Below are 23861 nucleotides of genomic sequence, written 5' to 3' on the forward strand. Positions count from 1 at the left end.
GTTTAATAATCAAACATTTTGTAATATGCCTCCAATTCAATCGCTCTTCTTTTTACTAAGTCTCTTTTTAAGCTTTCGGAAACGGCATACCACAAAGTTCCTTGCTTTATTTCGGAAAAGTATTTCGAGCTAAACTCATATTCTTTATCGCGAAAAAGAAGCCATTGTTTTTGAGATTCTTTTAAAGTTTCAAAATTTTCTTTTGGGAGTTTTGTTTTTAGTAAATTATAACTTTTGTTCAATTCTTTGTCCCAAGATTCGCGGGCTTGTATGATACAATTGCACTTGTCTGCATCAGAGATGTCTTTTTGATTTATACATTTTGATTCTAAAAGATCGATTGGATAATCTTTTTTGGTTTGTGAAAATGCTGCGACTGATAAAATCAGACAAGTTAAAAGAAATACTTTTTTCATTTTTCATTTATAATTTAAAAACATCGATACTCTTCATCCAGAAAATTTCCGATTCTAAAAATTGAAGTTTGGTCTTAACAACCTTATCGCTTTTATCTCGCGGATTTTTAGCAATAAATCTAGCGGTTGAATTATTGAAATCTAAAGTATATTTTGAGTCGAAATCTTCTTTTTTGTTTGCTGAAAAAGTAATCAGATTGTCTTTTGCAATCCATTTTCCTTTTCCGTATTTATTGTCTTCTGCTGAATTTCCGCCTTGTATTTTCGAATACGAATGAAACAGAAAAGTTCCGTCTGGGTTTAAAGTCAGTTTATATTCGATTGTGTGTTTTTCTTTTTCAGAAAGTGAACGAGAATATTCGCCAACAAATTGATTGGATTGTGCGGATAAAGTTAAGGTGAGAATTAAAAGAAAAGAGGTGATTAGTGATTTCATAGAGTTTAATTGGTTGAATTTTAGCGGATTATTTCTTATTCATTGTCTGTTATTTCAAATACTTTTCTAAAATTGTTTATAAATTTTCTTTTTTTGTAGCTGGTGATTGTTCTGGAAATCAAACTAGCAATTAAAAGAAACGAATTGAAAATAATGTATACTATAAATGGCGCTTTTTTAACAATAAATACTGTATTGAATAATAAAAATGCAAAATAAGGAAAATAACGACTCCAGTAATAGCCAAACTTAATTGGAATTATTTCATATAAAATCTCTGTTTGAGTTGCATTTTTTGATTTAAATTTTCCTTTTAAAATAAATGGAATAGGATGAAGTATAGCATTTTGGGTTATTCTAAAATCATTTTGATTTATTATGCCAAAAAAAAGTTTGTCTTTTTCTCCAATCATATTAAAGGCATGAAGAGGAGTGCCACTAATTTTTGGATTTCCTTGTTTGGTATTGGCTTTAAGTCTTTTTCTGAATTCGCTAATATCAATTTGTGATATCATATTCTTAATTATTAATCATCGGATCCAAATTACGATCTTTATTTCTCAAATCTAATCCACCTTCGTAAACCGATTTTAGATTTGTGAGATAAAAATGCCAACCGTTGGAACAGCCCAATCTAATGTATTGTTTCGAATGATCATCTGTTGGAATGTTGTAATGGCGAAGTTCTACAATCGTGTAATCGTCTTTCTGGCTTAGATTTATATCTACAAGACAGTTTCCTTCAAAAGTAAATTGCAGTTGATCAATTCCATTGGCAGAAACGATTTTTCCTGACATAGCATCATCATACAAATACCAAAGCCATTCGTACGTATTATCTTTTTCTGCGTTTTTGTCTTTGCCTATAGATTCCTGATTAGCGCCAAAAAAAGATACTTTTTCAAGAAACCATTTTTCTAACTCATTTGCTTTTGTCCAAGCATCGTAAATGTCTGAAAGTTGAGCTTTAACGGCTATTTTTTTGGTGAAAGAAGTCCAATCGAAGTTTTCCATGATGGTTTATAGTATTTTGCGGTTAGCGAAAAGAGATCTAAAATTATAACATTGATTAAAACAAATGTAAGCTATTTCTTCTTACTTTTTATTTCAGAAAAAAAGCTGCAGAAAATGTTTCTCTGCAGCTTTTAATTTTACGCTTGATATTATTTATTTCTTTTGTTTCAAATGTTTGTCTAGGAATTTTTCCATGGCGCCATAAAAATCAAAACGATTGTCTTGATTTCTAAAACCATGTCCTTCATCATTTTTAACCATGTATTCTACAACGACACCACGTTTTTTCAGCGCTTCAACCATTTGGTCGCTTTCAGCTTTATTTACTCTTGGATCGTTTGCTCCTTGTGCAATAAACAAAGGCGTTTTTATTTTGTCTGCGTGTAATGCAGGCGATGCAGAGGCCAGCAACAAACTATCTTTTTTAGGATCGCCCACCATTTCATGAAACTGATCTAGATAAGGTGTCCAATAAGGCGGAATCGTATTCATGAAAGTAAACAAATTGCTCACGCCCACATAATCTACAGCCGCGGCATACAAATCGGGTGTAAAAGTGATTCCGGCAAGTGTTGCATAACCACCGTAACTACCGCCATAAATAGCAATTCTATTTGGGTCTGCAATGCCTTCTTTTTTCAGCCATTCGACACCATCGGTAATGTCGTCTTGCATTTTTTTACCCCATTGTTTAAAACTAGATTGCCAAAATTCCTTTCCATAACCGGTGCTTCCTCTGTAGTTCATCTGTAAGACAGCGTAACCACGATTTGCCAAGAACTGAACTTCTGGATTATAATACCAGCCATCTCTTGCCCACGGACCGCCATGAGGGTTAATAATGACAGGCAGATTTTTAGGTTCAACTCCCAACGGAAGCGTTAAATAGCCGTGAATTTCAAGACCATCTCTCGATTTATACGTAATAGGTTTAATATGGCTCATGTGTTTCTCTTCGATCCAAGGAAACGGATTCGCAACTTCTTTAACTTTTGTAGTTTTGAAATCGTATATATAGTATTTTCCTGGAGTTCTATCGTTTCCAGCCCAAACAATAGCTTTGGTTCTTGCATCGTCGTAGTTTACAATTTCAGTTTCGTAACCTTCAATCTGCTTTTTCAGATTGTTTTTGATTGCTTCCCATTCTTTATCAAAAAAATGTTCTTCTTGTTTTTCGGCTTCCCAAGTTACAGAAGTCAAGACTTGTTTTTTTCGATCGTAATTAACCGCATCTAAATCATATTTAGGGTCAGCAAACAATTCTTTTACATTTTTTTTGCCAATTGGGTCATATTCAACCAAAACCACTTTATCCTTGCCAATATTACTCAAAGCATAAATGTTTTTATTGTCTTTGTCAAAAGAAGCAGGAGAAAAGAAATCTTTGAAAGTTGTGGTAATAAGAGGCGTAAAAGGTTCTTTATCAGAATTTCGATAATTCCAAGTAATGTTTACACCGTCCGTTTTTGAAGCAAGACGGATAACGCCATTATTGTCTGTAACCCATCCGTCAAAATTTTCCTTGTTGTCGTAAAGAAGTGTCAGAGTTCCAGTTTCGACATTTAAAAGATAAGGATCAAAGTATTCTTTTACCCTTTTGTTGATTTGTACAATTAGTTCTTTTTCTTTGCCTGGAACATCAATTAGAGCGTCTATAATGTCACTTCTAACACCCGGAAAAGGTGTTAATGCTTTTAAATCGGTTCCATCTGTTTTTACCGAAAAGAGTTGGAAATTCTCGTCTCCGCCTACGTCTTGCGCATAAATAATTCGGTCACCTTTCCAGAAATAATTGAAAATGCTTCGCAAAGTGTCGTTTGTTACGCGAACCGCTTTGGTGTCGTTTACTTTCTGAACAAAAACGTTGGTTTTTCCTTTATAATCGGCACGATAGCTAAAGTAATTTCCGTCGGGCGAAATTTTGAAAGAGCTTTTTTCTCCATTCTTGAAGAAGGTCTTTACATCAATTAATGGGGCAGGTGTTTCTTTTGGTTCCTGTTTGCAGGAATTTAAAGTGATTGCCAAAAGAACTAAAATGGATAAAATGGATTTTTTAATCATGTTTGGTTTGTTTTTGGTGATTGATGAATTATAAAACTACTCTGGGAATATATTGTAATGGTATTGATAATCTGTTTTTTATCAACTCAAAAATAGGAAAAAGTTTGCAATATAAATGGAGTTAAATTATTTTGCTGCTTTATTGGATAGCACTAGAAAAATTAAAGGAAGTTCTCTAGACGCTTCATTTTTTTGTAAGATAAAAAAGGCGTATATTGCCAAAATAATTTGATATTATAATGGTCACTGCAAATTTTTATTTAATAAACAGTTCTTTAATGTGCTTAATGTGCACGTTATTGTATTTGCATGACGATACTTTCTTAAAAAACTCAAAAGAGTTTATTTCTTTAGCCCTGTCACAACTCTAGACAGGGGGATATTTTAGTATTTAATTTTTATTATTTAATCTCATTTTTATTCCGGATAGGATATCACTGAGTAGTTCGTTTTGCGTGCTATTCACTGAAGAGTTGTGTCCTATTTTAGAGAAAATGAAACCAACAAGAAAGTCATGTCACAAAATATAATTTTAACAACAGGAACATACGATTTAATTAAAGATCACGTAAGAAGAAAAAAAGTAACCATACAAGAAGAAGAACTTTTATTAGGCCAGCTAAAACATGCTACGCAAGTATTGCGAAAAAATTTGCCTGAAGATGTAGTTTCGATAGATCGAAAAGTTACTTACAAAGATCATATCAATAACGAAGAAAAAACAATTCTCATAGTTGGTCCAGATAAAGCAAAAGCAAGTAAAAACAAAATTTCGGTTCTTTCAGACGAAGGAATTGCAATGGTAGGTTACAAAGAAGGCGATATTGTTGAATGGCCTGCTAAAAAAGGAAATCTCAAATTAGAGATTTTAAAAGTAGAGGAGTAGGTTTACTATCGTTTCGTTTTAAGTTTAGTAAAATCCCAAAAGAGTATTTCTTTTGGGATTTTTTTTATGAATACTATTTTAGAATAATCTATTTCATTCCAGTTTCGAGATAATCTTCAAAACCTCCGTTGTATATTTTTTCGACCCATTTTTTAAAATCTGCGGTATTTTCAATTACATACGTTTTAGTATATTCTTTGCCAATATTTTCAATGATTTTGATCGTTTCTCCGTTTTTAATCCTTTCGTTTATTCTGTAAAGATGATTGGCGCAGAATTTAAAAACCGACAAAGTATCGTATTCGCTAGAATTATTGAGATATAAAATCTCTGTTTCAACATTGTAAAAATGATATCCCATTTTACTTGAATGGTTTCTTATTACGTATTAAAGATAATGAGCAGCATTATGAAACCGCCTAAAAAAAGAACCCCAATCATATGATTTCGATTACTGTTATCATCTTTTTTCTGGTTACTTCCGCTTGGCGACCAGAAACTTGAAAATGTTCTAAAATCATTGTCGTTGGAAAGAGTCCATAAATTATAACCAAGAAATCTCGCTGAAGCGCCTAAAAACTCCAGAATAATTCGTCCTACTATTATTTGTTCAAAATCCATTTTAAGCGGTTCAGTCGAAGTTTTCCATGATTTGTTTTTTATTAATCCAACACTTAAAGCTGCATTTTTTTAGTGTTATTTGAAGCAATCTTTTTCTTAAAGACCTGCTCGTAATTGGCATCCATTAATTCTCCAATTAATTGAGGACTGTTGTGGTTGAGTAAAATTACCATTCCCCAGTTTGATTTTTTATCGTAGGCAAATATTGTAGCACATCCCATTGTGTTTCCTGTTTTATAAAAATAAACATCGTCGGCAACTCGTTCCATCTGCTGCCCAAAACCTACTTCTCTTTCTGTATTTTTAAAAAAAGTAGTTTCGGTAATTGCTGTTGCTTTTGAGATTTCACCATTATTTGACAAAATAGCTTTTAGCAATTTTGTCAAATCTGAAGTATTCGATTTTACAAGACCTGCGGGAGCGATTAAATAATTCCAGTTAAAAAAATCCTGCGGAATTCCATTAAATTCATAACCCGTAACTTTATTTTTTACATTAAAATTACTAGTCAGCGTATTTTCCATTTTAAGAGGCAGAAGCATTTTTTCTTTCAATATATCTTCAAAACTCTTTGCGTAGACTTTCTCCAATATCATTCCCATTAGCGTATAACTGATATTAGAATAACGATAACTTCCGTAATCTATTAGTTTTGTATTTTCGTTTATAAGAGCATGAACACTCTCTTTGGTTATATCTAATGGCTGTTTTGGATTTATTTCCATTAGTTTTCTAAAATCAAAATTAGGCAGACCAGATTGGTGTGAAGCCAAATCTGAGATTTTGATCTTGCCTTTTATTTCGTTTGATAAGACATATTCTTTTGGCAGATAATCGTCTATAAAATCATCAATTTTAAGCTTGCCTTCGTTGTGGGCTTGCGCTACTAAATTTCCTGTAAGAAGTTTGGTAATCGAGCCAATCTCATAAATAGTATTCTCGTTTACGGCCTGTGTACTTTCTTTGCTGATTTTTCCGTAGTTGAAAAAAGTAGTATTACCATTTTCGACAAATCCTACGCTCATCGCTATTTCTGGATTATAAGTGGCAATCGAACGAAAAATCGAATCAATTTTTTTTGCAGCTGTTTGTCCAAAAGTAGTTTGGGAAATAAGTAATAGCGTAAAAATACTGGTGGTTACTTTCATTGGTTTTTTTGAGATTAGTTTTATTTTTTAAGATTGTACAAAGGTTATTTTTGAACTTGTAAAGTAGTTATATTTTTCGAAATATAAGAGAATTCTGCAGCGAGTTAGTAAATTTGTTTTTGGTATTTTCTAATTTATAAATTTCTTGATATACTGATTTAATGAGGGTTGTTTTTTGTTTATCCGCACAGTTTTGTCATTTCGACGTTAGGAGAAATCTCCGCAAGTAGCTCTACAAAGATTGGCGATTTTGATTGCGGAGTTACTCGCGAAGATTTCTCGTTCCGAAATGACAAAACTAGGAGGAAACAGAATGAAAAAATAGACTTCTTTTTTAGCGGGAGAAAAAAAACATAATGGTAAAGAATAATTTAAATGAAAATTTTTATATTTGTATCAGGTGTTTTTGGTATGCCTGCTCGTTCGTGCAAAGATTTTATCAACCAATAACTAGATAATATAACCTCAGAGCTTATTATCCGACTACAGTATACGAACGCAAAATCTCAGGATAATAATCTTTGAACTAAAGGATTATATTATGGACTCTATTAATTACTTCAAGCTTCAAGCAAAAAATCTTCACAGAGATTTTAAGACTCAAACCCCTCTTGCTGACAAAACAATAAGCGGTTTTAAATACGATTATTCGCCAAAGTATTTTCAGATTTATGATATCATTTCAGATTTTGATATCAATGAGGAAAATTTCACCCTAATGAACGCACAGCATGTAATTGCCAATATTGCAGGCTTTGATAAATGGGCTACTTTGATAAAAGTTTCGGAATCAGAATTAGAACTTGCGAAATTATTATTTGAGCATCAAGATAAAATTGATTTGATTTCATGGGAACTTTATATTGCTGATTCACAAACTATGAATGAAGAAGAGCTCGACGCAGAGATTCAAGTAGAAATATTCAAACAAGTTGTTGTTGAAGAGAATATTTTTGACATGGTAATAGATAGTTATCTTATTAAGGATGACTATTGATACTTGTTCTTCCTGCTGGCGCGAACTTCCTGCTCGTGCCAGTGGGATTGTATATAAAAAAACAGAATATTACAAATCCTTAATTAATTCACTTGGATGAATTTTTAAAGCATGTGCAATCTTAAATCCGCGCTATCGGGTATTTGTAATTTTTGATTTCAAAATAGAATATATTTCTTTAACCTTTAAGATGTTATATAGTACAATGTCATTTTCACTAAGATTTAAACGTGATGATCCTAAAAATACAGGTTCTTTTTCTCCAATTACTAAGTAACCATTTCCATATGCGTTTTCTTCAAAATTCAAGGAAGGAAAAGAATTAAAATAAAAAGAATGTTCGATTAAATTTTTATGGTTTTTAATAATTAATCTTTGATTTGTAACGATATATTCCCATTTATAAGCAACTAAAAACCTTTTGTAAAAATTAACTATTAAAATAATAAGAACACTTGACATCATTACTAAAGGAATTAAATCAGTTATTGAGAACTGTTTATTAAACCTTTTTATATCATAAAAGATTTGACTAACAAAAAAAGAAAACATTACGATAATTATTAATTTTAATAAATCTTCAACTTTAAAAGGAAGATATTTATTTTTCTGTATCGAAAAATCGATATATTCGTCAGAATTTAGCTTAATTTCCATGTCTTATTACAATACAATTTTTCGCCACAATTTAATTGATACAGTAAACAATAGACCCAAAATAAAAAATAATAAAAAGAAAATAAGAAAGAAATCCCATTCTATTTTTCTTTGAAATAAATTTATTAGGATTAAAATTCCAATATAAAAAAGGGCATAAGTAAGACTGTTTAACAAACCTAGAACGAAACTATTTTTATCTTGCTTAAGAATAAAATTGCCAATAGAAATTTGGTAAAAACTAGTAAAAGCGATTATTATTAAGGCATATGTTAAGTAAGTTGTATTACTCAGCTGATAAGTTTCGCAAGCTATATTTGGTTCAGTAAAGAAGATTTGATTAATGAAAAAGAATCCCATAACAATTAGTGTTGTAATCGCTATCGGAATAATGGTTCCTAATATAGTTTTAGATGTATTCATTAATTTTTCGTGATTACAAATCCTTAATCAATTCACTTGGATGAATTTTTAGAGCTTGTGCAATTTTAAACAAAGTGCTTACTTTCATTTCTTGCGAGCCTTTTATATATTTTCTTAGACTTTCAACATCCATTTCTGCATCATGAGCAACCTCTCGTCTCTTGAATTTCTTTTCTTCAATTATATCTTTAATCTTGATTCCTAGGTCTTTTACAACTTCTGGAATTTCACTTTTTCTTTCTCTTTTCATAGAAATGAAATTACAAGTAATCGATTGTTTTTAAGTGAATGTAAAAAAGGGGTTGTATGTTACTGATTTTTTATATATTTGTTTTTAATTGTGAAATAAATCTTACATGAAAATAGAAATAGAAAATAAAGAAAGAGCCGCAGAATTGTTAGAATTAATAAATAAAGGAAGCTACTTCAGCAAACTAAAACCAGTTCCAAAAGAAACCAACTCGTATACAATACCGCTAAAAGTTTCTTCTTATAACGAATTAAATCTAATGGTTTCAGATTTGCTAAAAGCAAGTATTATTTTACTTAATCCTGATGCAAACAGTTTGTCGAGTTTTACAAAAGACAATAATGTCAATGTAATGACTTTGCTTGAAATTGCCTTGCAATTATTGCCTGAGGATGAAATGGAGTTATTGGATGATTTGTGTAAGGCTCAGTTGTGATTTTTTGAAATAAAAAAAGCGCAATAAGTTTTTTAGACTTTTGCGCATATTTTTTATTTTAGAATAAAATCAAGTAAGTTATCTATGAAAATTTTGAGCCAATTTTTCTTTTTTGGTTTAGTCTCGTTCATTTTTGATTTTCTTTTTTCATTGATTCAATATATTTTTTGTAATACGGATTTTCGTTTTGTCTAATTGTATCGCCATTTTTTTTTACATAATATACCGTGTCTGATTTTATATTTTTATAAACAAAATCACCAATTTTCATGTCTGGGTATATATAACAATTAACTCTGTGTATTATTCCTGTTTTTAAATGTAGATATCTGGCAATATTGCATCCACCGCCACTTTGATCTTCTTCTTTTTTATAAATTTCTCCAGAAAAACTATAATTTTGAAATTCATGATATTTTCTATCTATATAACTTTTTGAATTCTCCATGAAATATCCGCCTATAAGAGTAAGAAATAATATAGGTAATATTATTTTTCCGACGATTCTTATTTGTTTTTCCTGTTCTATTTCTTCTTCAGGAGAGTTCATTATATTCTGTTTTTAAAATATGATAGCGCGGATTTGCAATCCGTGCCCGCAAAGATTGGTTTGTGCTTTGCAAATATAAAACAAAGGCTATGTTTTTTTTGTGGTTTTGTTTTAATGATTTTTATTGCGTCTTATTTTTGCGGGCACGGATTGCAAATCCGCGCTATCGGGTTTAGAACGTTGATTTGTTTTTTTTCGACGCTGCGCAAATGTCTGTGCCATTTTTGCTATCATTAATTTGAAAACAGAAATGTCTCAAAGTCTCTGACTTTACATCATTCGTGCTTATAAAAATAATCATTTTAGAACGATTCGTAAAAAGTCGGGAGACTTTTGAGTGGTTTTCGGATTTATAAGAAACAAAAAAACGCAAAGTCAGAGACATTTGCGTAGCGTTTCAGTTTAAGACTTCGTGGAGCGGGGGCACGGATTGCCAATCCGCGCTATCGGGTATTTCAATTATATTGAAGGATTGATTTCTCGTAATGATTTAACATTTTCTGCTAATTCAAAAAGACCTTCGGTTAATTCATCGTAATTACCAGCAGTGAACTCTACAAATTCTAAATTATAAGCTTTTTTATTTGCATCCTTGATTGCTTGATTGAGATTATTACCAGTTACAAAATAATGAGGATGTGAACTGGGTGCGGATATATTTGCATTTTCTAGAACTAATTGAATGTCTGGATCAGTCAAGCTATATCCTACAAATAGAATTGTATGGGTTAAAAATAGTGAATCAAGTACCTTATAAAAGTTCGAATTTTCTTGTCGCGCTTTAAAAAATTGAGACTTTGTAAGAACTATTTTTGAGACATCAGAAATACAGCCATGTGCTTTCACTATTAGTCTTACAGGTGAACGTAAATCTGATGTTATATGACTTTCATAATATTTTGAAACATTATATCCCTCTTGAGCAGCACCTGTGCGACAGAATGTATCATAAATATCATCGTAATTTGTTGTAATAACAATTTTTGGGTCTATTTCTAAAATTGCTTTATGAATATCTGATGGTTGATATCTGGGGGTTATTAGTTCCTCTCGTATAAATTGTGAAAAATTTGCAGGTGAAATATTTTTAATTATTATTTCTGCGGCTTCCAGAAATTTTTCTTTTTGAACGTAGTCGGTAATTATTGGTTTGTCAACATCACTATTCATTAGCGTAATCAATTTATTTAATAATTGATTCCATGTTGGAGGATTTTTTGAACCGTCTGAAGAAGTTGCACCTGCAGATGCACCTGCTCCAAGAAAAATTATACATCTTCTAGCTGTAAGTTCTGTTATTAATGCTTTTGGCTAATTCATATAGCTATTTTTGAAGATTACTAATAATTGTTTCAACTATTTGAGATAGAATGATTTTATATTCTTCTTGCTGTCTAAATTGAGCGCCAACTAATCCATCTGATCCTTTTAATTTTAAAATTGGAGAGGAGTTTGATTGAGCTAACGGAATTAAACTATATAAATGAGGAACATCACCTAATTTAAAATCATCTTTCGCCAAACCATCTTTTAAAAAATTTTCGAATGTTGTTCCAATGACTGATGGTACATTGTTGATAATTTCCTCATAAGCTTTTGTTGGTCGGCGAATTCCTTGCTTACTTTTTGTAATATACTGTTGAATGGTATAGCCTAAATAACCTTTTTTGATTTTAATTTCTGGAGAAATATTAAAACTACTTAATCTTCCTGTAAATCTATCTTCCGCTAGTGTTAATGATTTTTCATATAAAGCAATCCAACTAGTAAGCCATTCAGATATATTTTTAATTCCGAGAATGCTAAAAATATCTGTTCCCATTGGCGTAATGAAATAATCACATCCGATTAGAACACTTCTGTTAATAGAACCAAGACTTGGACCTAAATCATAGAAAATATAATCATACTCATCTTTTAGAGTTTCAATTAAAAATGTATTCCAGTTTGTTTTACGGATTCCTCCAATATCACCACCTAGCAAATCATGCCATGCGGAACCTAATCGGTCTTCAATAATAGAAAATTTTGGATTTCCTGGGATTAAGTCAATGTTGAACCTATTAAGACTCTTGTCAACAACTTTGATTTTACTATTTATTTGAGAATCACCATCCTCGATTGGTTGTAAAATATCACTAATTGTTGAGTAATTATTAACATTTTTTTCTGCTCCATTTTCACCCCAATATAATTCCGATGAAAATTCTTGTCCCATTAATAATTGAGTAGTATTGCATTGTGGATCACAATCTACAATTAAAACTCTTTTATCTAAATTGTCAGCAATAAATGAAGCGATATTACAAGAAAGTGTTGTCTTTCCTACACCTCCTTTGTTGTTAAACATGGCTATTGATATCATATTATTGTTTTTATGTTTACGTTTACGTACATTGATACGCTCGATATTTTTTAAAATATTTAATAAAGTTTTGTAAAGTCTATTAACAGAAGTCTATTCTAAATTTTCTATAATACCGAGATTGAGTAATTCTTGTTCCACAGCTTGCAAATCTAGAATATTATTTGCTGTTGTCGAGAAGTTTAAAATTACATTTTCGGGTGCTATTGATAGTCTACTTCTTCGAATGTAATTATGAAGAGGATTTGTAACTTCAGCAACATTATCATTGCCAATTTCAGAAGATGTGAGGTTATGGCTTGATGGAGAAATTTGAATAATAGAAAAATTTAATTCATCAGTTGTGATAAGCATTGTTTGACATAAATATTCTATAATTTCTGGATGGTTACTTCTTATTACGCATATTCCGAATGGATTTTCATTTCCCTTAAGCAAACCGTTTTCTAAGATTGATGGGATATTACTAGTCTGTGTTATGTGATAGAAATTTAAATTATTGTCTATCCACTCTTTTTTTGTCATATTTTATTATATCTGAGGTTTAAAATTTTTGTTAGTTTGTATTTATTTGTCCTGTTGTTTTCCTTTATTTTGGGTTAAACCTAGAAGCTTTGTAACTTATGAATGTTTTTAAATTTAAAGGCTTTTCTGAAGACAATAATTTCTTTAATAAAAGACAAACATCGCATTTAATTTAAATCTACTACCGCGTAAAAACCCCTGATTATTTTAAATTGAAGATTTATTTAATCTCCTTCAACATCGTAAGTAACTCCGGAATTTTATTTACCTGAGATTCTGTCCAGAAATAACGTCTATAATCTGTAACGCCATTGTCTTTAAGATATATTGATATTCTTCTAGACGTATTTTGAATATGAAAACTAAATGTTATTTCTTTAGAATTAAATATATATGTAGTTGATTGGTTTTTTTGAGTTTTGTCTTTAAGATTGGGAATAACATATTGTTCAATAAATAATATAAATTCATCAACTTCATTCAAATCAATCCAAGAAGATTTAAAATAGTTTTCGGCTAATGCCATTTCTACTTGTAATGATTTTATTTTTTTGTTTGATTTTAAATCAATTGCTTCAACAGGAAAGAAAACTAACACCTCTTTTAATCCAGTTGTAAATTCGGCTTTTATATTCCAATCCTTATTTATTTGAGTGATTTCTGCATTCTCTATAAACTGACGCGTTAAAGAATTCTTGTCTTGAGAATAATTTTGAGTTATAACAAATAGCAATAAGAATATGGTAAATAGTTTTTTCATTTTTTAAGTTGTGATTGTTAGTTATTTTTCAAAACTAAGAACATAAAATCTAAATACATTACGGAAAACCGTAAACGTAATTATGAAAACCAAAGCCCTAGCCCTGATAGAAGTGAAAATCCTTTTGTGCCGGGGTTCGGCACAAAAGATTGTAACGGATAGCAGGAAACAGCTTCTAAAAATCATTATAATTCCACTAAACATTCAACTTAAATTCCCTAAAAAAGGAACACTAGAATTTTCGATAAAAATTTTGTAATTTTGCCGTCCAATAAAAGGAATTAGAAAATGTTAGATAGACTTCAATATGTAAAGCAGCGTTTCGATGAGATTTCGGATTTGATTATTCAGCCGGATGTTATTTCTGATCAAAAACGTTATAAGCAGCTTAATCAAGAATATAAAGGGATTAAAGCGCTTGTTGAAAAGAGAGAAGAGTACATTGTAATTTTGGCAAATATTGACGAAGCAAACGAAATTATTGCTGACGGAAGTGATGCTGAAATGGTGGAAATGGCCAAAATGCAATTGGATGAAGCAAAAGAACGTCTGCCAGAATTGGAGGAGGAAATCAAATTTATGCTTATTCCTAAAGATCCTGAAGACGCGAAAAACGTTATGGTGGAGATTCGCGCCGGAACGGGTGGGGACGAAGCGAGTATTTTTGCTGGTGACTTGTTTAGAATGTACACAAAATATTGCGAATCTATGGGATGGAGATCATCTGTTGTAGATATGAACGAGGGTACTTCTGGAGGTTTCAAAGAGGTTATTTTTGAGGTTACTGGAGAGGATGTATACGGAACTTTGAAGTTTGAAGCGGGTGTTCACCGTGTACAGCGTGTTCCGCAGACAGAAACTCAAGGTCGTGTGCATACATCGGCAGCAACAGTTATGGTTTTGCCAGAAGCGGAGGAGTTTGATGTTCAGGTAGATATGAACGATGTTCGTGTCGATTTCTTTTGTTCGTCTGGACCTGGAGGACAATCGGTAAATACAACGAAATCGGCTGTACGTTTAACGCACATTCCAACAGGACTGGTAGCGCAATGTCAGGATGAGAAATCGCAGCACAAGAATAAAGATAAAGCTTTGATGGTATTACGTTCTCGTTTGTACGAAATGGAGTTGGCCAAAAAGCAGGAAGAAGATGCTAAAAAACGTAGTTCTCAGGTAAGTTCTGGAGACCGTTCGGCAAAAATCCGTACGTATAACTATGCGCAAGGTCGTGTAACTGATCACCGTATTGGTTTAACGCTTTACGATTTAGGAAATATTATGAATGGTGATATTCAGAAAATTGTTTCTGAGCTTCAGTTGGTTAATAATATGGAGAAATTGAAGGAAGCGTCAGAAGTTTACTAAATTTCTGAGATGCTAAGATACTAAGATTCTAAGATACTAAGATACTAAGGTTCTGAGTTGCTAAGGCTCTGAGTTTTTTCTTTTTGAACATAAATTATATTTAAAGCCGAACATTTGTTCGGCTTTTTTTATGGAAAAAATAACCAAAGATTGGAAAACTTAAAACCTTAGTACTTCAGAATCTTAGCACAAAAAAAACATAGCCAGCGGTTTCAACCGCAGGAACGCAAAGAATTGGTTAAAGTTGCTAAGATTCTAAGTTTTTCTCTTTGAACTCAATTTATTTAAAGCCGAATATTTTGTTCGGCTTTTTTTATCGAAAAAATACCAAAGATTGGAAAAACCTTAGAATCTTAACATCTCAGAATCTTAGAACCTTAAAAAAATAAAGACCAATACTACACAAGAATCTTACGAAGTAAGATTTATAATACTAGTTTGTAAAACTTAGAACCTTAGTGGCTTAGCACCTTAGCAACTTTAGAAAAAATCTATTTTTTTAATTTTTTTGCCTCATATTTGCCCTATTAACCAACCAACTAACATTAATTTATGAAGAAAACTTTACTTTTATTTTGCTTCTTTGGGAGCTTTTTTTATGCGCGATCGCAATCGTATTTCGGATTCAGGGATGATAATTATGCCGGAATTCAGTCCGCATTGTTTAATCCGTCCAATATTGTAGATTCGAAATACAAAGCCGACGTTACGTTTGGATCTGGCAGCGGAACTGGACAAAATGATTTGTATGGAGTTAATATGATGGACGTATTAGACGGCGGTTACAATCTGGAAACCGATGCAAGCAAAAATTTCAAATCGAACAATAGAGGGAATTTCAATGTAGATATCATGGGGCCTTCTGTAATGCTCAATATTACGCCTGTACATAGTGTTGCGCTTTTTACGCGTGTACGAAGTGTTACGAGTCTAGTGGGCATAAACGGACAGCTTATTGATGAGGTGAATAAAGATGTAGATGTTTCCAATAGTTTTTTAATTACGGGCGGAAACCCTAATGCTGTTTCGAATTCTTGGGCCGAGATAGGAGCGAGTTATGCTACTGTCCTGTTTGATCGTGATGATCATTTTGTAAAAGGTGGTATTACTCTAAAGTATTTAATGGCGGGAGTAAACGGCTACGTTAACGGAAATGATTTAAGTGTGGCTTTTAATAAAAACGAAGCCAATCCTTTGTTAAGCGAATATTATTCGACAGGAACCATAAGAACAGCGGCAAGTTATGATTATGCTAACGGAGATGATCCTAAGTTTGATGCCGCTTCGGCTGGAGTAGGAGTAGATTTAGGTTTTACCTACGAATATCGTACAAACTGCCATTCTTGCGCAGGAAATCGTTATAAGTTTAAAGCTGCTGCTTCTATAACCGATATTGGAAAACTAAACTATAATAACATTGTCGAGAATACTTATAATATTACAGGAAGGGTAACGCAGCAAGATATTGAAGATGCAGACGATATTTTTGAGTTTTTTGATTCTAACTATACTAAAGTATCTTCAAGAAAAGGAGTAAAAGCAAATCTTCCAACGGCTTTGCACACCAATTTGGACTGGAATATCGACCAAAGATTTTATGTGAATTTAAGCGGTGATTTCAATTTAGTAGATGCCAAAAAAGTAAACGGAACCGCAATTGCCAATTCGGTTACTTTTACGCCGAGATATGAAACCAGACAATTTAGTTTCTACGTGCCTGTAACCTATATGCAATACAGCGGAACTCAAATAGGAGCGGGTTTTAGAGCGGGTCCAATATTTATTGGTTCTGGAACTCTTTTCTCCAATATGTTTTCAAACAATTCAAAAGGCTGTAATATTTACGCTGGTTTAAAATTGCCTATTTATCAGGATTATAGATAGAGTTTCTAAGATGCTGAGATAGTTAGTTACTAAGTTGCTAAGATTCTGAGACGCTAAGTTTCTTAGTTTATGAAATTGAAGACATAAAAAAAACAGCATCTACTTTGTAGATGCTGTTTTCTTTTTAAGATTAGTAAGCAAGATTAAAGAATCGAAATATAAAACTTAGAACCTTAGAATCTTAGCAACTTAGTATCTTAAAAAAATATATTGAAGGTCTTCACCCCATCAACCGTTTCCCCAAACACGTATGATGGAGTTAGACGCCTAAAAATACTCTCGTATATTCAAAACATTTATATAGATTCGAGTAAACGTAAACGCCATTTTTTATCATTATTTCGCTAAACTTTTCCATAATAATTTAAATTAAGTTAGACAAATTACTCTCTAGATGATTCGTATTGTGATGATTCTTCTTCTTCTTCTTCAGAAGAATCATGATGAGGTTTCGAAACCAGATTGGTTACAATAAGCTGAACAATCGAGCCTAAAACACCTTTAAACATCGAGTCGCCTTTACCGACAATAAATCTTTTGGCTAAATAACCAATTCCGATACTGATGGCAGATTGAGCTATGTGGCTTTTAAAACCAACCGTTTCGTTGATTTCTTCCACCGTGTTTCGAATGAGGTTAATGGGCTTTAAATTGTCTTTAATTTCATTAATCTCGTCTTTTATAGCACACCATTCTGTGTCCTGGCGAATTTCTAGTTCCTCAATTTTTTGATTTAACTGATCAATAGTGTAAATAGCCTCCATAGTTTTTTCGGTTTTTTAGGTTAATTAAATCAGTTTTTTGTTTCTTTTAGAATACTTGAAATGATAGTATTTCCAATAGGAGTTTTTATCAGTTTATGATGTGATTTTACAACCACAATTACCAAAATAAGATAAAATAGCGCCATGATAAAAAAGCCATAGTAATACTCTCCAAGTTCTTTGCCAATCCATAAACTAATCCCGATATTTAGGAACAAAGTAAAAAATGCAACAACAATACCAATCGCTATCTTTGAAGCCAATGATGAAGCACCATCAGCAACAGAACACACTGTTTTTAGTTTAAGTAATTCTAAACTTGTTTTAGCATAGTTTTCTGCTTTTTCATAAAGATTTAAATTCTCGTTTGTTGTTGCATTTGGTTCCATGATATAGGGTTTTATGGTTTGAAAATTTCACTAATTAATTCTACTTATTAATAGTTTGATTTTACTGTTTTAACATCGTCTTTTAGCGTGTTGTAATCTTCTTTAACTTGGTTAAGTTTAGATTTTCCTTCTTCGATAATTTCTTTACCGTTTGAAGTAATCGTGTTTACAATGCCATCAAATTTTGTTTTTAGATTATCACCGTAATCTTTTGATTTATCTTTGATTTTTTTTCTTGTGTTTGATCCTTTGTCTGGTGCAAATAAAACACCTATGAATGCTCCCGCCGCTGCGGCTCCTAAAATTCCTAAAATTGTGCTACTAGTTTTCATAATAAATAATTTAATGGATTAATATTTAATAATTTGTTGATTTAATAAATTGTGATTTTTAAATTTCTCGACCTTTAATTAGTCGAAGCAATACGGCAATAATGGCAATTACTAACAGAATATGGATTATGCTTCCGAAACTGTAAACAAAGAACCCAAGAGCCCAAAGTATCACCAGAATCACTGCGAGTGTATATAATAAGTTTGACATGGTTTTTTATTTTAGTGGTTAATAATCAGTTTTTCTTTTAGTTTAACTTATAAGAAAGATATAAAGTCAAGTTGCTGTTTTTTGCATCAGGAAACGTGTATGTAGTTCCTGCAACTGTTCTTTCTTTACCTACAGTAGTTAAACCGTAATTGTAACGTAATCCAACGCTGATTGGGTTAAAATCTACCCCAACACCAGCAGAAAGACCTGCATCAAATTTCGCTAGATCATCTGTGTCAATATCTTGGTCAAAATCAAAACTTCCGTCTCCGCTTACTTTAGAGCTTACTAAATAAGAAGCGTAACCACCGGCATGAATGTTGAAATTTTTAGTAACATTTACTCTAACCAAAAGTGGCACTTCTATGTAGTTCAATCTAAATTTTGCATTTCCAGATGCAAAAGCATTGTTGTATTCTAATTCTGAACCTTTTGTTGTAAACAAAATCTCTGGCTGAATCGCTACAAAGTCTGAAATAGGAAGTGTAGCATAAACTCCGGCATTAAATCCGTATAAGATATTGTTATCATCTACGTCGTCTCCGCTGCCATATAAGTTAGACATGTTGAATCCTCCTTTTACACCGAATTCGGTATTTACATTATTGTCCTGAGCGTGCAGCATTCCAAATGATGCTGATAAAAAAAGTGTTAAGGCGCATAAAAAATTGGCTTGTAATTTCATAGTAAAAAATAATTAGTTAATAGATAATAGGCGTTTATTCATTTTGTTTTTTTATTCTTTCAGTCTCTCGTAAGAGTTTATATTGTTCGGGCAAAAATCTAAGAACGAGTTCCAAAATTTGTTTATCATTTGTTTCTCTAGAAATAGTCTCAAATAACTCAATCTGGTCGCATATGGCTTCTGTCATGGCGTTTAAATAGATATTGTTAAAATCATTATTGCTTGCGTCTATGAGGTTGTACAGGTCTCGTTTGTGCGTGGCGTTTATTTCAGTAATAACAATGAGCTTTGATGTGGCCAATTTGGCTATTTGATCCAACAATTGATTCTCTTGGAGTTCAATTCTTTTACTTAATTCCTGAACAATAACATCTGAACTTTTTTGTTGTGCAATTTGACTTTTTGAAATAATAGATTTGCTAATATTCGCCGTAGAAATAAAAAAGTAGACTTCTGTTTCTTCTCTTTCATTTTTTGCAAAAGCTTGATTCTTCAAAGTATTTTCAATCGGATTAATTTTTCTGCAAGATGTGATGCATAGTACCAATAAGATTAAGAAAAAGACTTTAAAATATGTCGCCTTCATGGGGGAAATTACTTTCATTATTACTTCTTAAAGTATTACATTACAAAGATGCTAACGAATGAAAGATTTTGCTTTACAGCATAAAAATGAATCGTTATATAATTCCCATAATAGATTTTTTTCAAGGGTTTATCCTTTTAAAATCAATGGTTTGTGAAGTTTGGGTTTGGTATAAAAAAAAAGAAATTATAGGTTTTTCTATAATTTCTTTTTCTGTTTTTCGATATAATGTAGGAGATTTTTTTTCTTACAAATAAAAATAAAATTTTAATCTGGTAGAAAGACCGTAAAGATAGAGCCTTTGCCCAAAGTGCTGTCGGCTACAATATGTCCTTTATGGTTCTCGACAATCTTCTTGCAGATTGCTAATCCGATTCCGGTTCCTGGATAATCTGTTTTAGAATGGAGACGCTGAAAGAGAATAAAAATGGTTTCTTTAAACTGTGGGTCAAATCCCATTCCGTTGTCTGTAAAAGTAATTTTATGAAATTTCTTTACCGACTGTTCTAATATTTCTGGATATTCTGAAGAACTTACTTTTTCGCTAGAAATAGATATTTCAGGTTCAACATCGGGCTGACTGTATTTTAATGAATTTCCAATTAAATTGATAAACAGCTGTTCGATCTGATACGGAATTACCGCAAGCTTCGGAAGTTTTCCAATGCGCTGAATAACGGCTTTCTTTTCTTCGATAGTTTCAGCCAGTTCAGATTCGGCATTGTCCAGAAGTTCATTCAGATTCATTTTAATGAATTCCTTTTTGGTTGTATTGGTTCTAGAGAATAAAAGAAGATCGTCTATTAAAACACGCATTCTTTTTGCCGAACTTTCTATTTTGGTAATGTAATTTTTACCGCTTTCAGACATAACTTCTTTGTCGGCACTTGAAACTCTAGAAATAAAGGTTTGTATTTTTCGAAGTGGTTCTTGCAAATCGTGACTAGCAACATGGTTGAAAGAAGCCAATTCTTTATTGCTTTTTTCCAATTCTTTATTTCGTTCCTGCAATTCGATATTAAGAAGATGCTCGTCTGTAATGTCAAAGTTAATTCCGAGCAAGATTTTACTGCCTTGCTGATCGGTTACTAATTTACCTGTTGTTTTAAAGTAACGCACTTCAAAATCTGGACGTATAATTTTGTAATATACAAACGGAAGATGTTTCTTCTCTATAATTCCGTCAATAGCTTTTGCTACTGCTTCCTTATCATCTGGATGAACATATTTTAAAAGTGTTGCTTTGTTAGGAGCAAAAGATTTTGGCTCAAGCCCTAATAATCGGAACTGGTTGTCTGAAAAATCTATTTTATCAGAATCCAGATCCCATTGCCAAGTGCTGAATTTACCAATATTTTCAGATTCAGAAATTAAACCTGTCGAAATAAGAAGTTTTTTATTGAATACTTTAAGGCGTTCAAAATCACGGCTAATTTGACGATAAGCCAGTAAAATAAAGCTCAAAGCAACTAGAAATAAAGAAATAGAAAACAGAGGACTTAAAGAAATTTCCGAATCGTAAATCTTTAGTCTTTTCTTTAAAAAATCCTTCTCAATGTCGTTCATTTCGTCCACCTTAAAACGGATATTTTCCATTAAGATTCTCCCGCCAAACATATGATTGTCTAATTTTCTTTTATCGTATGTTTTTGGATCGCTGTATTTGAGGCAATTTTCAAAAGAAACAAAACGCTGGGTAATGAGTTTGAAAAGTTTCTGGAGATTTTCCTGCTGTCTCGGATTATCGGCAGTGAGTTTTTTTAAGGTAATAAATGAAGTATTTACCTTGTCTCGGGAATATATGTACGGAGTCAAAAAACGGGCATTGCGAGTGATAATGTACCCTCGCTGGCCCGTTTCTGCATCTTTTATAGCCGACATTAATCGTTCGAGCTGAATGTTGATTTCGTAAGTATGCATAACCAGTTTGCTTGATTCATTCAAGTCCTGATTATGTTTGTAAGCAATTGAAGAAAGAAATAACAGAATGAAAACTGCGATTACAAAAATAACTCTCAAAGAGTTTGAAGAATTAAAATTTGGTATCCACTTCATTATTGGAATGCTTTTATTTTAGTCGCAGCAAGAAATTATCACGGTTTAAACCAGAAGTATGATAATGCCAGTTTACGGTCACGACTTCATTAATTATTTTTTTCAGCGTATTGAAATCGCTTGGCTTTTTGATGTAAATATTGGCGCCTTGAATAAAGGTATCTTCAATATCTTCTTCGGAAGAAGAAGTAGAATAAATCGCAATGATTATATCTTTTAAATGGTCCGTTTTTTTGATTTCAATCAAACATTCTTTACCTGTTTTCTTAGGCATGTTTAAATCTAGAAACAAAATATCTGGAAGTTTATTGTCTTTATTCATTAAATGATCCATGAGCTGCATCCCGTCATGAACAAAATTTACATTCGTTTGTATCTTTATTTCTTCAAATGCATCTTTAAAGAAAAGACGGTCATCTTCATCATCATCGGCCAATAAAATGTGTAATGCGTTTTTTTGCATTTTAATGTGGTATTTGGGTTTTTATTTTAAATTTTCTCTTCGTTTCTTAATAATTCTCTGAAAAGCAGACGGAGTAATTCCGGTTGTATTTTTAAACTGCGTACTCAAATGTGCAACACTCGAATAGTTTAGTAAAAAAGCAATTTCGGTCAAACTCATTTCGTTGATAATAATCAACTGTTTCGCTCTTTCAATTTTCTGTAAAATAATAAAGTTTTCAATAGAAGAATATGTAACTTCTGAGAAAACATTAGATAAATAACCGTAACTGTGGTTTAATTTTTCTGCCAAAAATACAGAACTTTTATAATTATTATTGTCATCCATAAAAACAAGTTCAATAATTGCATCTTTTATTTTTTGGACTAAGACACTTTTTTGATTTTCAACTACTTCAAAACCACACGGAGCCAATTTAGTTTTTAAATTATCCAATGCTTCAGCATCAAGATTGTCTTCAATCTCAATTTCACCAAAACCCAGAGTTGTAAAATTTATGTTGTTTTGTTCCAGATTTTGTTTTAAATAAAGAGAGCAAATAGTATTGATGTCGAACTTTATAAATAGTTTCATTTTATAGAAATTTGGTTAAAGATACTTATTTTTTTTGGTGTTTTTGCTTTTAAATGGTATAGAATTACACGGAAATGTGATTTTAAAATAAATTTTTCAAAAAAATACCGTCTAATATTTTCTTACTAGACGGTATTTCCCTGATTGAGTTGCAAGGATTTACAATTCTGACAGGATCTGATGAAATTCTTCTTTTGTTTTTCCCAGTTTTTGCTGAAGTCTTCCGTACATTTCGTCTTCTTTTCCTTCAGCGAACATCAAATCATCATCTGTTAGAGTTGCAAACTTTTGTTTCAGTTTACCTTTCAGCTCATTCCAGTTTCCTTTTATTTCGGTAGTATTCATGATATCTCTTTTTATATATTATTGTATTGTAAAATTGCAAATTATCAATCGGCTTTATGTTACATTTATTTTTCTGACTGTTGCATAATTTTCATTTTTTTGTCTTTGTTACTCCTGATATCTTCTCAGAATCCAAGCCATTTTTTCGTGTTGTTGCAACAGTCCTGTTACAAAATCGGCAGAACCTACATCATTGGTTTCGTTTTCAAAAACCGGAATATAATCTCTAAATTCGGTTACCAGCTGTTCATGGTTTTCTAAAAGTTCAGACAACATAGTTTTTTGTGAAGCATATTCTTTTGGAGATTCTTTTAAAGTAGAATTATCTATAAACTCTTTCATTGTCCCGATTGTTTTTTCGCCCAACTGATTAATGCGTTCTGCAACTTCATCAATATTGGCTTCCAGAATTCTATATTGTTCTTCAAACAATTTATGCAATTCCATGAAGCTATTTCCAGAAATATTCCAGTGAAATTTTCTTGTTTTTACATATAATGTCATTTCGTTAGATAAAATTGTTGCTAAAATAGACGCACTCTTTTTTAAATTTTTTGGTGTAATTCCAATATTTGGGCTCATAATTATCTGTATATTAGGTTATTCTCAAAGATACTTTTACAACCCCATTTTTTCTTATATAATTTATCAGAGAAATTACATG

32 protein-coding genes are annotated in these 23861 nt (G+C 31.8%); 5 read left to right on the forward strand and 27 right to left on the reverse strand.

Going from position 1 to position 23861, the window contains the following annotated elements; all coding sequences use genetic code 11:
• Positions 1–2 precede the first annotated feature (2 nt).
• The 5 genes from QLQ95_RS15235 to QLQ95_RS15255 all read right to left on the reverse strand — a co-directional run bounded on the left by QLQ95_RS15235 (position 3) and on the right by QLQ95_RS15255 (position 3927).
• Positions 3–416: a lysozyme inhibitor LprI family protein gene (locus QLQ95_RS15235; RefSeq protein WP_482500472.1), complete on the reverse strand. Its 414-nt coding sequence runs from the start codon at positions 414–416 to the stop codon at positions 3–5.
• A gap of 7 nt (positions 417–423) precedes the next feature.
• Positions 424–852 (reverse strand): hypothetical protein, encoded by a 429-nt coding sequence (locus tag QLQ95_RS15240; RefSeq protein ID WP_482500473.1) that lies wholly within the window; start codon positions 850–852, stop codon positions 424–426.
• 35 nt (positions 853–887) lie between these two features.
• Positions 888–1367 (reverse strand): hypothetical protein, encoded by a 480-nt coding sequence (locus QLQ95_RS15245; RefSeq protein WP_482500475.1) that lies wholly within the window; start codon positions 1365–1367, stop codon positions 888–890.
• A 4-nt stretch (positions 1368–1371) separates the two neighbouring features.
• On the reverse strand, positions 1372–1866 hold the full coding sequence (locus QLQ95_RS15250; protein WP_482500476.1) for an SRPBCC family protein: 495 nt from the start codon (positions 1864–1866) through the stop codon (positions 1372–1374).
• Between the two features lie 153 nt (positions 1867–2019).
• The gene (locus QLQ95_RS15255; protein ID WP_320494007.1) at positions 2020–3927 is read right to left on the reverse strand and encodes a S9 family peptidase; all 1908 of its coding nucleotides are present in this window, start codon (positions 3925–3927) and stop codon (positions 2020–2022) included.
• Positions 3928–4441: 514 nt separating this feature from the next.
• Here QLQ95_RS15255 and QLQ95_RS15260 point away from each other — a divergent pair.
• Positions 4442–4813: a GreA/GreB family elongation factor gene (locus QLQ95_RS15260; RefSeq protein ID WP_482500477.1), complete on the forward strand. Its 372-nt coding sequence runs from the start codon at positions 4442–4444 to the stop codon at positions 4811–4813.
• 88 nt (positions 4814–4901) lie between these two features.
• Here QLQ95_RS15260 and QLQ95_RS15265 read toward each other — a convergent pair whose 3' ends face one another.
• The 3 genes from QLQ95_RS15265 to QLQ95_RS15275 are packed head-to-tail and all read right to left on the reverse strand — an operon-like array spanning position 4902 to position 6582.
• Positions 4902–5174, reverse strand: a complete 273-nt coding sequence (locus QLQ95_RS15265; protein WP_482500479.1) for a hypothetical protein — start codon at positions 5172–5174, stop codon at positions 4902–4904.
• Positions 5175–5194: 20 nt separating this feature from the next.
• Positions 5195–5434 carry a hypothetical protein gene (locus QLQ95_RS15270; protein ID WP_482500481.1) on the reverse strand — a complete coding sequence of 80 codons (240 nt, stop codon included), beginning with the start codon at positions 5432–5434 and terminating at the stop codon, positions 5195–5197.
• A gap of 53 nt (positions 5435–5487) precedes the next feature.
• The gene (locus QLQ95_RS15275) at positions 5488–6582 is read right to left on the reverse strand and encodes a serine hydrolase domain-containing protein (RefSeq protein ID WP_482500482.1); all 1095 of its coding nucleotides are present in this window, start codon (positions 6580–6582) and stop codon (positions 5488–5490) included.
• Positions 6583–7123: 541 nt separating this feature from the next.
• Between QLQ95_RS15275 and QLQ95_RS15280 the strand changes: the two genes are divergently transcribed.
• Entirely contained in the window at positions 7124–7579 is a 456-nt protein-coding gene (locus QLQ95_RS15280) for a hypothetical protein (RefSeq protein ID WP_482500484.1), read from the forward strand.
• Positions 7580–7711: 132 nt separating this feature from the next.
• Here QLQ95_RS15280 and QLQ95_RS15285 read toward each other — a convergent pair whose 3' ends face one another.
• Genes QLQ95_RS15285 through QLQ95_RS15295 form a run of 3 tightly spaced genes read right to left on the reverse strand, consistent with a single transcriptional unit; the run spans position 7712 to position 8909 of the window.
• A complete protein-coding gene (locus QLQ95_RS15285; RefSeq protein WP_482500486.1) occupies positions 7712–8236 on the reverse strand; it encodes a hypothetical protein in 525 nt (174 codons plus the stop codon).
• 6 nt (positions 8237–8242) lie between these two features.
• On the reverse strand, positions 8243–8659 hold the full coding sequence (locus tag QLQ95_RS15290; protein WP_320494013.1) for a hypothetical protein: 417 nt from the start codon (positions 8657–8659) through the stop codon (positions 8243–8245).
• 13 nt (positions 8660–8672) lie between these two features.
• Complete coding sequence (locus QLQ95_RS15295; RefSeq protein ID WP_111283324.1) at positions 8673–8909, reverse strand: helix-turn-helix domain-containing protein; 237 nt, start codon at positions 8907–8909, stop codon at positions 8673–8675.
• Positions 8910–9015: 106 nt separating this feature from the next.
• Here QLQ95_RS15295 and QLQ95_RS15300 point away from each other — a divergent pair, with 106 nt between their 5' ends.
• Positions 9016–9345 (forward strand): hypothetical protein, encoded by a 330-nt coding sequence (locus tag QLQ95_RS15300; protein ID WP_320494015.1) that lies wholly within the window; start codon positions 9016–9018, stop codon positions 9343–9345.
• 127 nt (positions 9346–9472) lie between these two features.
• Here QLQ95_RS15300 and QLQ95_RS15305 read toward each other — a convergent pair whose 3' ends face one another.
• From QLQ95_RS15305 to QLQ95_RS15325, 5 genes are all read right to left on the reverse strand, one after another.
• The gene (locus QLQ95_RS15305; RefSeq protein WP_482500488.1) at positions 9473–9895 is read right to left on the reverse strand and encodes a hypothetical protein; all 423 of its coding nucleotides are present in this window, start codon (positions 9893–9895) and stop codon (positions 9473–9475) included.
• A gap of 459 nt (positions 9896–10354) precedes the next feature.
• Positions 10355–11065, reverse strand: coding sequence for an SIR2 family NAD-dependent protein deacylase (locus QLQ95_RS15310; protein ID WP_482500489.1), 711 nt, complete (start codon positions 11063–11065; stop codon positions 10355–10357).
• Between the two features lie 154 nt (positions 11066–11219).
• Positions 11220–12260, reverse strand: coding sequence for a ParA family protein (locus QLQ95_RS15315; RefSeq protein WP_482500490.1), 1041 nt, complete (start codon positions 12258–12260; stop codon positions 11220–11222).
• Positions 12261–12353: 93 nt separating this feature from the next.
• Positions 12354–12785, reverse strand: coding sequence for a hypothetical protein (locus tag QLQ95_RS15320; protein WP_482500491.1), 432 nt, complete (start codon positions 12783–12785; stop codon positions 12354–12356).
• Positions 12786–13005: 220 nt separating this feature from the next.
• Positions 13006–13545, reverse strand: coding sequence for a hypothetical protein (locus QLQ95_RS15325; protein ID WP_482500493.1), 540 nt, complete (start codon positions 13543–13545; stop codon positions 13006–13008).
• A gap of 288 nt (positions 13546–13833) precedes the next feature.
• Here QLQ95_RS15325 and prfA point away from each other — a divergent pair, with 288 nt between their 5' ends.
• Positions 13834–14910, forward strand: a complete 1077-nt coding sequence (prfA, locus tag QLQ95_RS15330; protein ID WP_095929837.1) for a peptide chain release factor 1 — start codon at positions 13834–13836, stop codon at positions 14908–14910.
• 552 nt (positions 14911–15462) lie between these two features.
• The gene (locus QLQ95_RS15335) at positions 15463–16794 is read left to right on the forward strand and encodes a DUF5723 family protein (RefSeq protein ID WP_482500494.1); all 1332 of its coding nucleotides are present in this window, start codon (positions 15463–15465) and stop codon (positions 16792–16794) included.
• Between the two features lie 383 nt (positions 16795–17177).
• Here QLQ95_RS15335 and QLQ95_RS15340 read toward each other — a convergent pair whose 3' ends face one another.
• From QLQ95_RS15340 to QLQ95_RS15390, 11 genes are all read right to left on the reverse strand, one after another.
• The gene (locus QLQ95_RS15340; protein WP_379798100.1) at positions 17178–17558 is read right to left on the reverse strand and encodes a hypothetical protein; all 381 of its coding nucleotides are present in this window, start codon (positions 17556–17558) and stop codon (positions 17178–17180) included.
• Positions 17559–17587: 29 nt separating this feature from the next.
• Positions 17588–17947, reverse strand: coding sequence for a hypothetical protein (locus QLQ95_RS15345; protein ID WP_008462338.1), 360 nt, complete (start codon positions 17945–17947; stop codon positions 17588–17590).
• 47 nt (positions 17948–17994) lie between these two features.
• Positions 17995–18279 carry a YtxH domain-containing protein gene (locus QLQ95_RS15350; protein ID WP_198856936.1) on the reverse strand — a complete coding sequence of 95 codons (285 nt, stop codon included), beginning with the start codon at positions 18277–18279 and terminating at the stop codon, positions 17995–17997.
• Between the two features lie 58 nt (positions 18280–18337).
• Positions 18338–18490, reverse strand: a complete 153-nt coding sequence (locus tag QLQ95_RS15355; protein ID WP_141248143.1) for a lmo0937 family membrane protein — start codon at positions 18488–18490, stop codon at positions 18338–18340.
• A gap of 37 nt (positions 18491–18527) precedes the next feature.
• Positions 18528–19175 (reverse strand): porin family protein, encoded by a 648-nt coding sequence (locus QLQ95_RS15360; RefSeq protein WP_095929841.1) that lies wholly within the window; start codon positions 19173–19175, stop codon positions 18528–18530.
• A 34-nt stretch (positions 19176–19209) separates the two neighbouring features.
• On the reverse strand, positions 19210–19779 hold the full coding sequence (locus QLQ95_RS15365; protein WP_095929842.1) for a DUF4142 domain-containing protein: 570 nt from the start codon (positions 19777–19779) through the stop codon (positions 19210–19212).
• Positions 19780–20028: 249 nt separating this feature from the next.
• Positions 20029–21816 (reverse strand): sensor histidine kinase, encoded by a 1788-nt coding sequence (locus QLQ95_RS15370; protein ID WP_095929843.1) that lies wholly within the window; start codon positions 21814–21816, stop codon positions 20029–20031.
• Between the two features lie 13 nt (positions 21817–21829).
• On the reverse strand, positions 21830–22279 hold the full coding sequence (locus tag QLQ95_RS15375) for a response regulator (protein ID WP_095929844.1): 450 nt from the start codon (positions 22277–22279) through the stop codon (positions 21830–21832).
• 21 nt (positions 22280–22300) lie between these two features.
• Complete coding sequence (locus QLQ95_RS15380; RefSeq protein WP_095929845.1) at positions 22301–22852, reverse strand: helix-turn-helix domain-containing protein; 552 nt, start codon at positions 22850–22852, stop codon at positions 22301–22303.
• A 159-nt stretch (positions 22853–23011) separates the two neighbouring features.
• On the reverse strand, positions 23012–23197 hold the full coding sequence (locus QLQ95_RS15385; protein ID WP_095929846.1) for a CsbD family protein: 186 nt from the start codon (positions 23195–23197) through the stop codon (positions 23012–23014).
• A gap of 108 nt (positions 23198–23305) precedes the next feature.
• Complete coding sequence (locus QLQ95_RS15390) at positions 23306–23779, reverse strand: Dps family protein (protein WP_095929847.1); 474 nt, start codon at positions 23777–23779, stop codon at positions 23306–23308.
• Positions 23780–23861: the final 82 nt, after the last annotated feature.

This window comes from Flavobacterium sp. B330r (genome assembly GCF_056824325.1).

Coding starts and splice junctions, on each gene's coding strand:
- QLQ95_RS15345 (WP_008462338.1), bottom strand. CDS start 17,947: ATGGAACCAAATGCAACAACAAACGAGAATTTAAATCTTTATGAAAAA.
- QLQ95_RS15265 (WP_482500479.1), bottom strand. CDS start 5,174: ATGGGATATCATTTTTACAATGTTGAAACAGAGATTTTATATCTCAAT.
- QLQ95_RS15285 (WP_482500486.1), bottom strand. CDS start 8,236: ATGGAAATTAAGCTAAATTCTGACGAATATATCGATTTTTCGATACAG.
- QLQ95_RS15320 (WP_482500491.1), bottom strand. CDS start 12,785: ATGACAAAAAAAGAGTGGATAGACAATAATTTAAATTTCTATCACATA.
- QLQ95_RS15250 (WP_482500476.1), bottom strand. CDS start 1,866: ATGGAAAACTTCGATTGGACTTCTTTCACCAAAAAAATAGCCGTTAAA.
- QLQ95_RS15335 (WP_482500494.1), top strand. CDS start 15,463: ATGAAGAAAACTTTACTTTTATTTTGCTTCTTTGGGAGCTTTTTTTAT.
- QLQ95_RS15385 (WP_095929846.1), bottom strand. CDS start 23,197: ATGAATACTACCGAAATAAAAGGAAACTGGAATGAGCTGAAAGGTAAA.
- QLQ95_RS15375 (WP_095929844.1), bottom strand. CDS start 22,279: ATGCAAAAAAACGCATTACACATTTTATTGGCCGATGATGATGAAGAT.
- QLQ95_RS15245 (WP_482500475.1), bottom strand. CDS start 1,367: ATGATATCACAAATTGATATTAGCGAATTCAGAAAAAGACTTAAAGCC.
- QLQ95_RS15240 (WP_482500473.1), bottom strand. CDS start 852: ATGAAATCACTAATCACCTCTTTTCTTTTAATTCTCACCTTAACTTTA.
- QLQ95_RS15325 (WP_482500493.1), bottom strand. CDS start 13,545: ATGAAAAAACTATTTACCATATTCTTATTGCTATTTGTTATAACTCAA.
- QLQ95_RS15280 (WP_482500484.1), top strand. CDS start 7,124: ATGGACTCTATTAATTACTTCAAGCTTCAAGCAAAAAATCTTCACAGA.
- QLQ95_RS15275 (WP_482500482.1), bottom strand. CDS start 6,582: ATGAAAGTAACCACCAGTATTTTTACGCTATTACTTATTTCCCAAACT.
- QLQ95_RS15355 (WP_141248143.1), bottom strand. CDS start 18,490: ATGTCAAACTTATTATATACACTCGCAGTGATTCTGGTGATACTTTGG.
- prfA (WP_095929837.1), top strand. CDS start 13,834: ATGTTAGATAGACTTCAATATGTAAAGCAGCGTTTCGATGAGATTTCG.
- QLQ95_RS15290 (WP_320494013.1), bottom strand. CDS start 8,659: ATGAATACATCTAAAACTATATTAGGAACCATTATTCCGATAGCGATT.
- QLQ95_RS15380 (WP_095929845.1), bottom strand. CDS start 22,852: ATGAAACTATTTATAAAGTTCGACATCAATACTATTTGCTCTCTTTAT.
- QLQ95_RS15370 (WP_095929843.1), bottom strand. CDS start 21,816: ATGAAGTGGATACCAAATTTTAATTCTTCAAACTCTTTGAGAGTTATT.
- QLQ95_RS15390 (WP_095929847.1), bottom strand. CDS start 23,779: ATGAGCCCAAATATTGGAATTACACCAAAAAATTTAAAAAAGAGTGCG.
- QLQ95_RS15315 (WP_482500490.1), bottom strand. CDS start 12,260: ATGATATCAATAGCCATGTTTAACAACAAAGGAGGTGTAGGAAAGACA.
- QLQ95_RS15255 (WP_320494007.1), bottom strand. CDS start 3,927: ATGATTAAAAAATCCATTTTATCCATTTTAGTTCTTTTGGCAATCACT.
- QLQ95_RS15300 (WP_320494015.1), top strand. CDS start 9,016: ATGAAAATAGAAATAGAAAATAAAGAAAGAGCCGCAGAATTGTTAGAA.
- QLQ95_RS15340 (WP_379798100.1), bottom strand. CDS start 17,558: ATGGAGGCTATTTACACTATTGATCAGTTAAATCAAAAAATTGAGGAA.
- QLQ95_RS15295 (WP_111283324.1), bottom strand. CDS start 8,909: ATGAAAAGAGAAAGAAAAAGTGAAATTCCAGAAGTTGTAAAAGACCTA.
- QLQ95_RS15260 (WP_482500477.1), top strand. CDS start 4,442: ATGTCACAAAATATAATTTTAACAACAGGAACATACGATTTAATTAAA.
- QLQ95_RS15235 (WP_482500472.1), bottom strand. CDS start 416: ATGAAAAAAGTATTTCTTTTAACTTGTCTGATTTTATCAGTCGCAGCA.
- QLQ95_RS15360 (WP_095929841.1), bottom strand. CDS start 19,175: ATGAAATTACAAGCCAATTTTTTATGCGCCTTAACACTTTTTTTATCA.
- QLQ95_RS15365 (WP_095929842.1), bottom strand. CDS start 19,779: ATGAAAGTAATTTCCCCCATGAAGGCGACATATTTTAAAGTCTTTTTC.
- QLQ95_RS15350 (WP_198856936.1), bottom strand. CDS start 18,279: ATGAAAACTAGTAGCACAATTTTAGGAATTTTAGGAGCCGCAGCGGCG.
- QLQ95_RS15310 (WP_482500489.1), bottom strand. CDS start 11,065: ATGAATAGTGATGTTGACAAACCAATAATTACCGACTACGTTCAAAAA.
- QLQ95_RS15305 (WP_482500488.1), bottom strand. CDS start 9,895: ATGAACTCTCCTGAAGAAGAAATAGAACAGGAAAAACAAATAAGAATC.
- QLQ95_RS15270 (WP_482500481.1), bottom strand. CDS start 5,434: ATGGATTTTGAACAAATAATAGTAGGACGAATTATTCTGGAGTTTTTA.